Raw genomic sequence first — 13,288 nt, 5'->3', positions numbered from 1 at the left:
TCGGTGCGTGAAATTTTACTCGTCTCCATTGCGGGGCCAGACCGTCCGGGCATCAGTGCTGTGCTAACGCAGGCCTTATCGGCGCATCAGGTCAACATTCTGGATGTCAGCCAAGCGGTGATTCATGATCAATTAACCCTTGGGTTAGTGATTGAAACGGGCGGGGAGAATGACTCGGCGCTGCTGATGCGGGCCGTGCTTTTTGAGGCGCATGCCTTAGGCCTGCAAGCCCGATTTACCCCGATTAGTGCCGACAGTTATCACCATTGGGTCGCGGGGCATGGAAAGGCGCGCTATATCCTGACACTGCTCGCCCGCAAAATTACCGCAGAACATCTCGCAGCACTCACCAAGCTCATCGCCGAGCAAGGCTTGAATATTGATGGCTTGCAGCGCTTGTCGGGCCGTGTGTCGCTAGAGGATGAACAGACTGATGCTCGTGGCAAAGCCTGCGTTGAGTTCTCAGTGCGTGGAGAGCCGCGCAATGTTGATGCCATGCGCAGTGAGTTCTTGCGCTTAGCGGGCGAGCTCGGTGTGGATATTGCCTTCCAAAAAGACAACGCCTTCCGCCGTAATCGTCGCCTAGTCTGTTTTGATATGGACTCCACACTCATTGAGCATGAGGTCATTGATGAACTGGCCAAGGCGGCCGGCGTAGGTGAGCAGGTGGCAGAAATTACCGAGCGTGCTATGCAGGGCGAGCTCGATTTTATCCAAAGTTTTGAGGCGCGGGTGGCGCTGCTGAAGGGGCTGGATGCCTCGGTTTTGGAGTCTATTGCGCAGTCGCTCAAACTCACCGAAGGGGCAGAGCATCTCATGCGTACCCTAAAAGCACTGGGCTATAAAACGGCGATTCTCTCTGGCGGTTTCACCTATTTTGGCGAGTATTTGCAACGCAAACTGGGCATTGATTATGTTTATGCCAATGCCTTGGAAATTGAGGACGGCAAGGTCACTGGACGAGTTGTGGGGCGGGTGGTAGATGGCCAGCGCAAGGCAGAATTGCTGCGGGAAATCGCCGCTAGTGAGGGCGTGAACCTAGAGCAAGTTATTGCCGTGGGTGATGGTGCCAACGACCTGCCCATGTTGTCGATTGCCGGCCTTGGCATTGCGTTCCGGGCGAAGCCGCTGGTGAAAGCCAATGCCAAACAAGCCATCAGCACCTTAGGGCTGGATGGCATTTTGTACCTGCTCGGTGTACGTGATCGCGATGTGGAGCTAGCTTAAGGTCTGCTGACACATCGCCATAAAGTCAGTCAGGCTGCGAGTCGCATATTTGTTGCGATGCCGCAGCATAAATAGCGAGCGTTTTAGGTTCAGGAAGGGCGTGGGCAGCACCACCAGCGTGCCTGCCGATAGCCCTTCCTTCAGCGTTAATCGTGACGCGCAGGCAATGCCAATGCCTGCCTCTACTGCCCCCCGAATGGCCTCAGTATGGCTAAGCTCTAAACGCACCTTGAGCGTGGGTAGTTTTCCCGCAACCGCATTATCAAAAACCTCTCGCGTGCCTGAACCGGTCTCACGCAAAATCCACTGCGCGTCGTTAAAGTCAGCAGCACGCAGCGATGGCTTACGAGCCAACGGGTGTTTTGCACTGGCAAAAATGACCAACTCATCCTCTAGCCACGGTAGCACTTCGATGTCCGGCTCATGGCAAAATCCCTCAATAAAGCCCACATCGCAGCTGAATTGACGAACAGATTCAATGACATGACGGGTATTGCCGACTTCAAGAGCGATTTCCGACTCTGGGTAGGTTTGCAGGTAGTTGCCGATGCATTGAGGCATCAGGTAGTTGCCAATGGTCAGGCTGGCACCGATGCGCAAACGACCCTGACCCGGACGATTGCCCGAGGCGATATCTTCAATTTCTTGAGCACGCGCGACCGTTTCCTGTGCCAACGGTAGCAGGCGATGACCGAGGTCATTGAGCTGTAATCGACGCCCCAGACGATCAAACACTTTAGCGTTGAGTTGCGCCTCTAAATCGGCCAGCGCCATGCTGGTCGCGCTCTGCGTCAGGCTCAGCCATTGCGCCGCTTTGGTCACGCTACCCTCGCGGGCCACGGCAGAGAAAACATCGAGCTGTCTGAGGGTGATGCGCATGCGTAGACTCGGTCATCGTGAAAGTTTGACTGGAGTTTACGCTGACCTAGCCATAAAAAAACCCGCGATACGAGTTCGCGGGTTTTAGGTGTCACCGGAGCAATCGGTTAGATGGGGAGGCCACCTGTGATGCCGCCCAACAAGCCACCGAGCAGACCACCGAGTACGGGGCCAACAACAGGGATTTGGTTAAGTGCGTCTAGGCCTGGAACTGCGCCGCCGCCTGTGCCTGTACCAGCGCCACCACTGAGGATCCCATTTAAGGTGTCAATCACCGGTGCTAACGCAGCATCATCTTCAGCAACTAGTGCATCGACCAGATCATTGAGCTGGCCAAGTGCTTCACCGCTGGAGGTGACTTCATTAAGTACGCCTGTCAGTGGTGCGAGCGCGCCTGCATTAGGATCAACCAGCATATTCACCAAGTCTTGAACTGGTGCGAGCGGCGTGTTGCCCAGCAAGTTATCAACAGTGTCTTGCACGCCGGAGATAACGCCATCGCTGGTTCCACCACCGGTGCCGCCACCTGCCGAAGGGATTAAGCCAGCCAGCGGATTGCTACCACCGCCCGCGCTCAGACCGCCTGCCAAACCCTGCAGGGCGGCTGCAATTTCAGCGGGGTCTTGATTGGTGAGTAGGCCAACCAGAACGCCGTTAAGCGCAGTAATTACTGGTGCCAGAGCCGCATCGTCAGCAGCAATTAAGCCATCGACCAGTTCAGACAGTGGGCCAAGTGGACCACCCGATACGTTGGTGAGGTCTTCCAGAACGGCTGTTAAGGGCTCCAGAGCGCCAGACTGTGGATCCAGCAGCGTGTCTACCAGTTCAGATACGGCCACTAGTGGGGTGTCATTCGTGACGTCACCCAAGATGCCTTGAACTTGTGTGATCAAACCAATGTTGCCAGTGCCACCATCCGTACCACCACCTGTGCCAGGTAGTGCGCCAGCGCCGCCGAGTGCACCCAGCAGGGCTGTTAACGGATTGGCGTCGCCGCCCAGTGTCAACAGGGCATCGAGCGGAGTGCCAGTTGGGCCGTTGCTGCCACCAGCCGCACCACCACCTAAGCCCGCTAATGCGTCTGCAATAGCGGCTGGGTCAGCCCCTGCATTGAGCAGAACCAGAACTGAGTTCAGGCCTTTGATAACCGGTGTCAGAGCGCCATCTTCATTGGCACCTACCAGCATCACTAAGAGTTCATTCACGGGAGCTAGTTGGCCGTTTGGACCAATCAAGTCTTCCAGTGCACTTGTTAAGCCACCCAATGTTCCATTGGTGCCGATTAGATTGTTCAGTACATCGCTGACTGGGCCAGCGGGGGTGTTCTCTAGCAGATCGCAAAGCGCGCCTTGAGTTGTTGTGATGGCGCCAGAAGGCTGAAGGTTTTGGCAAACATTCGAAGAAGTGTTGGTGTTGGTGTTGGTATTTGTGTTGCTGCCTGTGGAATTGCCGTCGGCATTACAAGCAGCGAGGCCTGCAGCCAAGGCTAGGTAAGCAGCCAACCGAGTCAGTTTAACGTTGTGCATAAAAACCTCTGTGACCCGTTGGGGCCCGCTTATCAATGAAAAAGTGATGTCTACTAAAATCAGCAAACCTTTACAAAGCGCATCCTAGGCGGCGACTAGATGTTACACAGTCTGCTAACTGTCTGGCTTTTGTAACTGACTGTTAAGTCGATGCTGATTCATGAGGCATTCAAGGTCGCGAATCATAGAGAGAGCGATGCTTTTTGTCATCGCTTAGTTGCAGATAAAAAACAACCCCAGCCAAGCTTCCTGGACTGGGGTTGTTTTTACAGGTTGAGATCAGGACGTATCAGCGCTCTCAAGCGCGGAGATTAGCCTCCAAGAAGGCCGCCTAGGCCGCCCAAAATACCTCCCACAATTGGAAGGCTGCTCAATAACCCTGTGCTGCCGCCCGTGCTCGTGGTGGTAGGCAGTGTGGTGATGGTGGTGAGCAGTGTGGTGACCACATTGTTATTGAGGTCGGCCGCTGACGTGATGGCGTTGGTGAGGTCGGAAATCACGGTAACGGTGGGCGCACCACTTCCCATGCTGACATCAAGGGCGGAGGTTAGGGAGCCAATCAGCGATGTGAGCGCATCCGTGTTGGCGCTGCTGCCATTGCAGTCGCCGAACAGGGCGAGTGAGCAAGACAGGGGTGCCAGGGCGCTAAGCACCGGGGTCAGTACAGCATTGTCCACCTGTGTTAGCAGCGTCGTGTTGAGTGTATTGGTCAACGTGTCGATGCCATTGTTGAGCTGCGTATTGCCACTGTTTACGGCGCTAATAAACTGAGCATTACCAGAGGCTGCCGCCAGCGTGCCAAGGAGGCCGGTGGGTGCAGTCAACAAGTTGCTGACATTGGTGAGGGTGTTATTCAGTGTGTTGCCCACGCTCACACCCGTACCGCTTTCCAGTGTGTTAAGCGTGACACCAAGGTCTGCTAATACACTACCCAGTGTTTGCACCACTTCCCCTGCCAGTGGAATTTGTCCGCTGCCTGGAAGGTTGTTGTAGCCGTCTACGATGGCATCGCCAACGGTTGCTAGGCCTAAACCTAGGCTATCCACTAGCTGGCCATCAAGTGGCACAGGGGCTGCGCCACCTGGGGTGCCCAGCGCAGTCAGTAGTGGGGCCAGTAATGCGTCTAAGGGAGTGCCAGTGGGGCCGCCAGCTGGTGTGCCAGGTGCGCCATCGGTGCCTAGTCCGGCCAATGGTGTGCCGGCAAATGGGTTATTGCCTCCTGCAAACAGGGCAATCAGGTTTTGCAGCTGTTGCGCTGGGTCGCTGCTGGTGCAGACGCTGCCACGTTGACCAGCAAGGGTGGCGAGGGCGCAGGGCAATGTCTGTGCCAAGCTGGCTACGGACGGTGGCAGTGCGCTGAGGCCTTCTTGAATTTGACCTGCTGCGATACTGAAACCTGCAGGGGTTGGATTGGCCAGAATGGTTTGTACGCCATCAAGTAGGCCTGATACCGTGGCATCAGGACCGGTCAACAAATTGTTTACCACCGGGTTGAGTGCAATCAGAAAGCCACCAATGTCGAGGGGGCTGCCTGCTGGTGTATTTTGTTGAACCGTGGTGCCCAAATTGACTAGCACACCCGAAAGTTGATTTCGGGTATCAGAAAGTATGAGCGTACTGCTGCCACCTGTGCCACCTGTGCCGCCGTCGGTGCCGCCCGTGCCAGTTCCGCTCGAGCTGCCGCCATCGGCGCCGCAGCCTGCAAGGCTCATTGCAATCATTAGACCGGCTGCCAAGCCAGTGAGTTTGAGTTTATTCATCGTATTTTCCTCAAGGCAAAATGCCGGTTGCTGACGCAGTGCGAAAGGGCAACTGCTGACATTTGCAACCGTAGCAAGTGCTTAGAGGGCGGTGTACGTAGGTTTAGTTGTAGCTTGGTTGCACGATATAAAGCGCGTAAAGCAGGTGTTTAGGCGAGGTTGTGGAGTGTCTGTGCTGCGTAGCCTTGTGTACGTAGCACAGACAGATAGGGGCTGAAGAGACGGCGGCGTGTTAGCAGGCGCTGCCGAGGCGTTCGCCCATGCGAGTGGGTGTGCCAGCGGCATAGCGCTCATCCCACCCCATCACATCGGGCCCGAACAGCACAATCGCTGTGGAGCCGAGGCGGAAGCGGCCCATTTCAGCGCCTCGATTCAGCGTGATTTGCTGCCCTTCTGGAAACTCGCGTACGCGGATTTCATTGCCGATGGGCTCTACGCCGCCCCAGACGGTCTCAATGCTGGCAACGATCATGGCGCCGACTAATACAACCACCATCGGACCCAGGGTCGTGTCGAAGTGCGCTACGAGGCGCTCATTGCGGGCAAAGAGATTGGGCACATTTTCGGCCGTGCGTGTGTTCACGGAAAACAGTTCGCCCGGTACATAGACAGACTTGGTCAGGCGTCCTGCGAGCGGCATATGCACCCGATGGTAATCGCGCGGGGATAAATACACCGTGGCAAATTGGCCGCCAATATAGGCTGCCGCATCGGTATCGCTGGCGAGTAAGTCACTCAGTGAGTAGCTGTGACCCTTGGCTTGGAAAATCTGATCTTGCGTGATGGGGCCGAGCTGCGAAACAGCACCGTCCGCTGGGCACAAAATGCTGTTTGGGCGACTATCCAATGGACGCGCGTTGGGTTTGAGTGCGCGCGTAAAAAAAGCATTGAAGTTTTCATAGGCCGACAAGTTAGGTTCGGCGGCCTCGCTCATGTCCACTTGGTAGCGTGCGGCAAAGCGTGTGATGAAGGTGTCTTTGATCCAGGGCGTGCGGCTGTCTGCCAAGCTACCCACGAGTCGTGACAGGCCATGTTGCGGAATCAGGTATTGCGGCAGTGTCAGTAGGCGGTCGCGCAGCAGAGCCATGGTGATGTTTTCCTTGTGCAAAAAAGTGTGCCGACCTTCGGGTGAGTCAGGTGCAGGCATTAAAGCGGCGATGGTAATGCAGCCGAGGCTGGACTACCAAGCCTCGGCGCAAGGAACTTCAAGGCCTTAAGCAGCCTTTTGCGCACGCACCCAGAAGCCATTGAGTACGGCCACCCCATTAACACCATCCACCGCTTGATCATCGGTAAGGTCGTTGAGGCTGGCACCGGCATGCTTTTCAGCCACCGATAAGTGTGTGCCGACCCTATCGTGGCCCCAGCCATGCGGCACACTGGCAACGCCGGGCATGATGCTGTCGCTAATCTGTACGGGTAGGCAGATTTCACCCACTCGGCTGCGTAGCGTTAACGAGTCACCTTCGCCAATGGCTAGTGCTGCTGCATCGTGCGGATGCAGCAGCACAGTGCAACGGTCTTTGCCTTTTACTAAGCGGTGCGCGTTGTGCATCCAGGAATTATTGCTGCGCACATGGCGACGGCCAATCACCAGCAGCGCGTGACCAGGGCCCGCGAGTTGCTCGGCTGGCGCCGTTGTCAAGGCGACTTGCAGCGCCTCGATAAAGTCCTGAGGGCTCAGCTGAATTCGTTGGCTATCGGTGAAAAGTCGTTGTGGGAAGGCGCGTTGTAGTGCACCTAAGTCCTTGCCATGCGGATACTGCTTTAGCGTGCGAATACTCAGGCCTTGAGCCGCGCCACTGAGCGGCCCGAAACCGGCCAGAGCCTTGCCCAAGTGTTTGCGCTGCGCGACTTGTTTTTGCAGCCACGTTTTCACTTGGCCAAAGAGCGGGGCAGTTAAGCTGTTCTCGCTGAGTAGGCTGCTGGCGCGTTGCAGCCAGGCGGCCTGCTGACCATAGGGGCCGACACGAAGCAGAATATCCAGAACACCCTCTAGGCCAAGGCGCTGCACCAGCTTTTGTGAGGCGCGTGCCTGCCAGCGCTCACTGCCGGGCTCGGTGCTCATGCGTAAGGTCAGTTCGAGCAGAATTTCCCAATCATGTCGGGCATCTTCAGGCTTAGTGAGCAGGGGCGGTGAATACTTGGCGACATTTCGTACGGCAAGGGTGTTAAAAATGACATCGTAGTAGGGGCGCTCTAATGGCCCAGTCGGCGGCAAAATGAAATGGGCGTGGCGCGTCGTTTCATTGATGTAGTAGTCGACCGCGACATAGCAATCCAGCGTGGCCAGTGCCTCATCGAGCTGGCGGCCATTGGGTGTGGACAACACCGGATTACCCGCATGGGTGATGAGGCCGCGGATTTGATCTTTGCCTGGCGTCAAAATTTCTTCAGCAAAGGCGGCCACGGGCAGCTCACCGCCAAACTCCGGCAAGGCGCGCACACGGGACTTAAATCGCCCGAATGAACCTTGTAAGCCTTGACTGGTGGCGCTGAGTGCGACCAGATCGATGGCCGGGCGGGTGAACATCATGCCGCCCTCATGGTCGAGATTGCCGGTGACGATATTCAGGACAGTAACCAGCCACGTGGTGAGCTGGCCATGCTGCTGCATGGACGTGCCGCAACGCGAATAGGCGCAGGCGTGGTTGCTGGCGGCAAATTCGCGGGTCAGGCGGCGAATGGTATCGGCACTAATGCCGGTGGAGTCGGCTGCCTGCTCAGGGGTGAAGTCGGCCACGGCCTGTTTGACGGCATCAAGGCCATCAATCATTTCGCTGAGGTGACGCGGGCGGGCGAGACGCTCGGCAAAGATCACCTGCAACATGGCGGCGATCAGGTAGAGGTCGCTGCCGGGACGGATGAAGACGTGCTCATCGGCCTTGTCGGCGGTTTCGGTACGACGCGGATCGATGACGGTGACGCGCCCGCCACGCTGGCGAATGGCTTTAATGCGGCCCATCGGGTCGCCAGCGGACATCAGACTGCCGTTGGATGCGCCGGGGTTGGCGCCGATGATAAGAAGGTGCTCGCAGCGATCCAGGTCCGGAATAGTAAATAGGGCCTGATTGCCGAATAGCTTGTAGCTGGTGAGCATATGCGGCAGCTGATCGACGCTGGTGGCGCTGAAGCGATTGCGTCCGGCAAAGGCACGGATCAGGTTGGGCAGAAAAAGAATCGCGCCCGCGCTGTGTGCCGTTGGGTTGCCGGCATAGACCGCCAGGCTGTGTTTGCCGTGCTCGTTGCGAATGGCCTTAAATCGGTGCTCGATTTCCTCATAGGCATGCTCCCAGCTCACCGGCATCCATTCTGAGCCAACGCGCTTCATGGGCTGGCGCAGACGGTCCGGGTCACTTTGCAAGTCCTGCAGCGCCACCGCTTTCGGGCAGATATTGCCTCGGCTCAGTGGGTCGTCTGGATCGCCTTTGATGGACAGAATTTGGTCGCCTTCGTGCTCAATAATGATGCCGCACATGGCTTCGCAGAGGTGGCAGGTACGGAAGTGCTGCTGGGTGTTGGCCATTGAGGGCTCCGGCCGAACATGCTCGGCTCTTGTTATGGGGCGGCGCGGGACGGCCAGCTGACACTGACCATGGCATCGGGTAAGCGGAAGCTGTGTAGCTGCCAAGCGCCTAGGAGTGGATGCTGCACGGCATCGTCACAGGTGTCCAGTGTGTTCAGCTGCAAGCGCAGGCCGAGCCCGTGCGCTTTCAGCACGGCCTCCTTGCGCGTCCAGATCTCTAGCCAAGTGGCGGCGCTTTCGGCGGGATCTGCCGCTTGCCAGTGGGTCTTCTCAGCGGGATGGAAGTAGCGCTCGGCGAGGGCGGCGAAACTCGGGCGACGACCGAGATCTTCGATATCGACCCCGACCGGTTCGTTGCCTACACGCCAGCTGAGCGCGAACCAGTGCGGGCTGTGCGAGAAATTGAATTGCAGGGTGCTGTTGGCGAGATAGGGCTTGCCGGCGTCGGTGCGTAACACCTCCGGCTGGTGCCCGAGTAATTCGGCCAACCAACGCAAGAGCAACGTAGGCGAATCAGGCGTTTCTTTTTCCTTTTGCAGTAACCAAACCTGCACATCACTGGCAGGCACAGCATAAAGCAAACGGCCGCTGCCTCCGGGGTGGGAAGCAGCGGCCGCGGTCAGCACGCGTGCAGCAGCTTAGAACAGTACGCGGGTGCGGATCGTGCCGTTGACCTGCTGCAACTTAGCCAGCGCCAGCTCCGAGTACTCGGCATCGACATCCATGACGAGGTAGCCAATGCTGTCATTGGTCATCAGTGATTGCGCGCTGATGTTGATGCCATTTTCGGCAAACACCAGGTTGATCGCCGACAGCACACCGGGGATGTTGTTGTGGATGTGCAACAGACGGTGCTTGCCCGGCGATTGTGGCACGGCCACTTCTGGGAAGTTGACGGAGGTGATGGTGGCGCCGCTGTCGGAATAGCGAGCGAACTTCTCGGCCACTTCGAGGCCGATGTTGGCTTGTGCTTCCAGCGTCGAGCCGCCAATGTGAGGCGTCAGGATGACGTTATCGAGACCGCGCAGCGCGGATTCGAAGATTTCGTCATTGGCCTTGGGCTCTTTCGGGAACACGTCAATCGCGGCACCATTGAGATGCTTGCTCTTGATGGCATCGGCCAGGGCTTCGATATCAACGGTGGTGCCACGGGCGGCGTTGATGAAAATCGCACCCTTTTTCATTTTGGCGAATTCAGTCGCGCCCATCATGTCCTTGGTCGATGGCAGTTCCGGTACGTGCAGCGTGACCACATCGGATGTGGCGAGCAGTTCGTCCATGGTGCCGACTTGGCGCGCATTGCCCAACGGCAGCTTGGTCACTACATCGTAGTAAATCACTTGCATGCCCAGCGACTCGGCCAGAACAGACAGCTGTGAACCAATCGAGCCATAGCCGACGATGCCCAGCACCTTGCCACGGGCTTCGTAGGAGCCTTCAGCCGACTTCGACCAGCCACCGCGGTGCACGAGGAAGTTCTTCTCGGGAATGCCGCGTAGCAAGAGGATCAACTCGCCCAAAACTAACTCGGCAACCGAGCGCGTATTTGAATAGGGGGCGTTGAATACCGGAATGCCGCGCTTCATGGCAGCCTTCAAATCCACTTGGTTGGTGCCGATGCAGAAGCAACCGACCGCAATCAGTTTATTGGCCGCGGCAAAGACTTTTTCCGTGAGCTGGGTGCGCGAGCGAATGCCAACGAAGTGAGCATCTTTGATTTTTTCGATCAGGGCGTCTTCGTCGAGGGCACCACGCAGGTACTCAATATTGGTGTAGCCATTGTTGCTGAGCACGTCGAGAGCGTTCTTGTGAACGCCTTCCAGCAGCAGGAAACGGATTTTAGCTTTGTCGAGGGAGAGCTGGCTCATGGCGCAAAGACTCGTGTCATCAAAAAGGAAGTCGCGAATGTTAGCACACACTGTCCACCTGTTAGAATGCGCACATTCTTCTGTTCTCGAGAGATTGCCATGAGCCTCGCGCCTGAAACGCTGTCCCGTTTGCAAGCCATCGTCGGTGAAAATCGTGTTCGCACGGATGCAGACAGTCTGAAGACCTGGGGCTGTGACTGGACCAAAATGTACACGCCCGCGCCCACGGCGATTGTCTTCCCGTCGACGACCGAGCAGGTGCAGGCGGTGGTGCTGCTGGCCAATGAAGTCGGCTTCGCGATTGTGCCGTCGGGCGGGCGAACCGGGCTATCGGCAGGTGCTGTAGCTGCCAACGGTGAGGTCGTCATCAGCTTCGATTACATGAATAAGGTGCTGGAGTTCATCCCTGAGGATCGTGCCGTGCGCATCCAGCCGGGTGTGGTCACTGAGCAGCTGCAAAACTTCGCGGAAGAGCAGGGCCTGTATTACCCGGTCGATTTCGCTTCGGCCGGCTCCTCGCAGCTGGGCGGCAACATCGGCACCAATGCCGGTGGCATCAAGGTCATCAAGTACGGCATGACGCGCAACTGGGTGCTGGGGCTGAAGGTTGTCACCGGCAGGGGTGACATCCTCGAGCTCAACAAGGACATGATCAAGAACGCCACCGGTTATGACCTGCGCCATTTGTTCATCGGTGCCGAGGGCACGCTGGGTCTGGTCGTGGAAGCGACCATGAAGCTTGATCGTGCGCCTCGTAATCTGCAGGTCATGGTGCTGGGCACGCCGGACTTCCCGAGTGTGATGAACGTGCTCAAGGCCTTCCAGGCGCGCCTTGACCTGACCGCCTTCGAGTTTTTCTCGGAGCTGTCGGTGCAGTTGGTGACCGCGCATCAGGGCATTCCGCGTCCGTTCGATACCGCCACGCCGTTCTACGCGCTGCTGGAGTTTGAAGCGCTGTCGGAAGCCATGAGCGATGAAGCCATGGCGATCTTCGAGCAGTGCGTCGCCGAGGGCTGGGTGGTCGATGGCGTGCTCGGCCAATCCGAGACGCAGGCAAAGAACCTCTGGCGCTTGCGTGAGGACATTTCCGAGACCATCGCGCAGTACACGCCGTACAAGAACGACATCTCCGTGCTGATCCAGCGCGTACCGGCGTTCATTGCCGATATTGATGCCATTGTGGCCGCGCAATATCCGGACTTCCGCGTAGTCTGGTTCGGGCATATTGGTGACGGCAACCTGCACTTGAATATCCTCAAGCCCGCTGATCTGGCGAAGGAGGATTTCTTTGCCAAGTGCAAGAGCGTGAACACGCAGGTGTTTGAGACGGTGCAGCGCTATAACGGATCGATCTCTGCCGAGCATGGCGTTGGCATGACCAAGAAGCCGTATCTGACCTATACGCGCTCGCCGGTTGAGGTCGAATATCTCAAGGCCATCAAGCAGGTGTTTGATCCGAAGAATGTGATGAATCCGGGGAAGATTTTCGATCTTTGAGAGACCGCTGGCGGAGCGGAGTGACACTGTTCGGGAGCGCCGCAAGTACTTCCCTGTAGGCTCTCACGCGCCATCCATGGCGCGTGAGGTCCCGCACAGTGTCACTCCGCTACGCCAACAGCGTTCCCGTTCTGAATCTTGCACTGGGTTCTTGTGGTTCGGATTTACCGCGTCGTGATATTCATGCGCAGCTCAGTTTGGGCTCGCGTGGAGGGATGAAATGCCCCGTGATGGGACGTTGTGCGCCATGGATGGCGCACGAGAGCCTACAAGGATGTATTCACGGCGGTCCCAACACGGGAAATCCCACCCCGTCAAAGCCCGTCAAAAAGGAATTGAGAATGACCTACCAACACCAATGGCAAGATGGAACACCAGTGAGCTGGCTCGCCGGCAAAGTGGTGTGCGTCGGCCGCAATTACGCCGCTCATGCGAAAGAGCTGGGTAATGCTGTACCGGAAGCGCCAATCCTATTTCTGAAACCAGCGACGTCACTGGTGCCACTGGGGCCGGATTTCGCGATTCCGAGCGGACGCGGCAGTTGCCATCATGAGACCGAGATTTCACTGTTGATTGGTCGCACGCTGACGGGGCAAGTCAGTGAGGCAGAAGCCCGGGCCGCGATTGCCGGCATCACGCTAGGCCTGGATCTGACGCTGCGCGATGTGCAGAACCAGCTCAAGCAGCAGGGACATCCCTGGGAGGTGGCGAAAGCGTTTGATGGCGCGGCACCGATGGGTACTTTTGCGCCCTTGTCGGCAACGACGAGTCTCTCGGATCTGAGCTTCACGCTGACGGTTAATGGCGATCTGCGTCAGCAAGGGCATAGTGCTGACATGATCATTGGCATCGTTGACTTGCTGCAGTTCATTGCGACGATTTTCACGCTGCAACCGGGTGATGTGGTGATGACGGGCACGCCGGAAGGGGTGGCTGCGCTTAACGCGGGCGATGCGTTGGTTCTGACTCTAGGTGAGCAATCCTGGGCGACGCGCGTACGCTAAA

10 protein-coding genes are annotated in these 13,288 nt (G+C 57.4%); 3 read left to right on the top strand and 7 right to left on the bottom strand.

Features of this window, described 5'->3' with window-relative positions; translation table 11 throughout:
• Positions 1-3: 3 nt before the first annotated feature.
• The gene (serB, locus tag AC14IB_RS05045) at positions 4-1,227 is read left to right on the top strand and encodes a phosphoserine phosphatase SerB (RefSeq protein WP_484230852.1); all 1,224 of its coding nucleotides are present in this window, start codon (positions 4-6) and stop codon (positions 1,225-1,227) included.
• Here serB and AC14IB_RS05040 read toward each other — a convergent pair.
• The 7 genes from AC14IB_RS05040 to serA all read right to left on the bottom strand — a co-directional run bounded on the left by AC14IB_RS05040 (position 1,219) and on the right by serA (position 10,786).
• A complete protein-coding gene (locus AC14IB_RS05040) occupies positions 1,219-2,106 on the bottom strand; it encodes a LysR family transcriptional regulator (RefSeq protein ID WP_484230851.1) in 888 nt (295 codons plus the stop codon). The two genes, serB and AC14IB_RS05040, sit on opposite strands and share 9 nt — an antisense overlap.
• A gap of 107 nt (positions 2,107-2,213) precedes the next feature.
• Positions 2,214-3,632: a hypothetical protein gene (locus AC14IB_RS05035; protein ID WP_484230850.1), complete on the bottom strand. Its 1,419-nt coding sequence runs from the start codon at positions 3,630-3,632 to the stop codon at positions 2,214-2,216.
• A 311-nt stretch (positions 3,633-3,943) separates the two neighbouring features.
• Positions 3,944-5,392, bottom strand: a complete 1,449-nt coding sequence (locus tag AC14IB_RS05030) for a hypothetical protein (RefSeq protein ID WP_484230849.1) — start codon at positions 5,390-5,392, stop codon at positions 3,944-3,946.
• A gap of 232 nt (positions 5,393-5,624) precedes the next feature.
• Positions 5,625-6,470 carry an archaetidylserine decarboxylase gene (gene asd, locus AC14IB_RS05025; protein ID WP_484230872.1) on the bottom strand — a complete coding sequence of 282 codons (846 nt, stop codon included), beginning with the start codon at positions 6,468-6,470 and terminating at the stop codon, positions 5,625-5,627.
• Positions 6,471-6,605: 135 nt separating this feature from the next.
• Entirely contained in the window at positions 6,606-8,918 is a 2,313-nt protein-coding gene (locus tag AC14IB_RS05020; RefSeq protein WP_484230848.1) for a molybdopterin-dependent oxidoreductase, read from the bottom strand.
• Between the two features lie 32 nt (positions 8,919-8,950).
• A complete protein-coding gene (locus AC14IB_RS05015) occupies positions 8,951-9,544 on the bottom strand; it encodes a 4'-phosphopantetheinyl transferase family protein (RefSeq protein ID WP_484230847.1) in 594 nt (197 codons plus the stop codon).
• 12 nt (positions 9,545-9,556) lie between these two features.
• Entirely contained in the window at positions 9,557-10,786 is a 1,230-nt protein-coding gene (gene serA / locus AC14IB_RS05010) for a phosphoglycerate dehydrogenase (RefSeq protein WP_484230846.1), read from the bottom strand.
• 99 nt (positions 10,787-10,885) lie between these two features.
• Here serA and AC14IB_RS05005 point away from each other — a divergent pair, with 99 nt between their 5' ends.
• Positions 10,886-12,283 carry an FAD-binding oxidoreductase gene (locus AC14IB_RS05005; RefSeq protein ID WP_484230845.1) on the top strand — a complete coding sequence of 466 codons (1,398 nt, stop codon included), beginning with the start codon at positions 10,886-10,888 and terminating at the stop codon, positions 12,281-12,283.
• Between the two features lie 341 nt (positions 12,284-12,624).
• Complete coding sequence (locus AC14IB_RS05000; RefSeq protein WP_484230844.1) at positions 12,625-13,287, top strand: fumarylacetoacetate hydrolase family protein; 663 nt, start codon at positions 12,625-12,627, stop codon at positions 13,285-13,287.
• Position 13,288 lies beyond the last annotated feature (1 nt).

This window comes from Perlucidibaca sp. (assembly GCF_057084925.1).
Note: the sequence above shows the minus strand (reverse complement) of the source record. Positions and strands in the feature narration are given on the sequence as shown.

What these genes read in the sequence shown, in the direction of transcription:
- AC14IB_RS05040 (WP_484230851.1), bottom strand. Translation starts at nt 2,106, where the DNA reads ATGCGCATCACCCTCAGACAGCTCGATGTTTTCTCTGCCGTGGCCCGC.
- AC14IB_RS05035 (WP_484230850.1), bottom strand. Translation starts at nt 3,632, where the DNA reads ATGCACAACGTTAAACTGACTCGGTTGGCTGCTTACCTAGCCTTGGCT.
- AC14IB_RS05030 (WP_484230849.1), bottom strand. Translation starts at nt 5,392, where the DNA reads ATGAATAAACTCAAACTCACTGGCTTGGCAGCCGGTCTAATGATTGCA.
- AC14IB_RS05020 (WP_484230848.1), bottom strand. Translation starts at nt 8,918, where the DNA reads ATGGCCAACACCCAGCAGCACTTCCGTACCTGCCACCTCTGCGAAGCC.
- serA (WP_484230846.1), bottom strand. Translation starts at nt 10,786, where the DNA reads ATGAGCCAGCTCTCCCTCGACAAAGCTAAAATCCGTTTCCTGCTGCTG.
- AC14IB_RS05005 (WP_484230845.1), top strand. Translation starts at nt 10,886, where the DNA reads ATGAGCCTCGCGCCTGAAACGCTGTCCCGTTTGCAAGCCATCGTCGGT.
- AC14IB_RS05000 (WP_484230844.1), top strand. Translation starts at nt 12,625, where the DNA reads ATGACCTACCAACACCAATGGCAAGATGGAACACCAGTGAGCTGGCTC.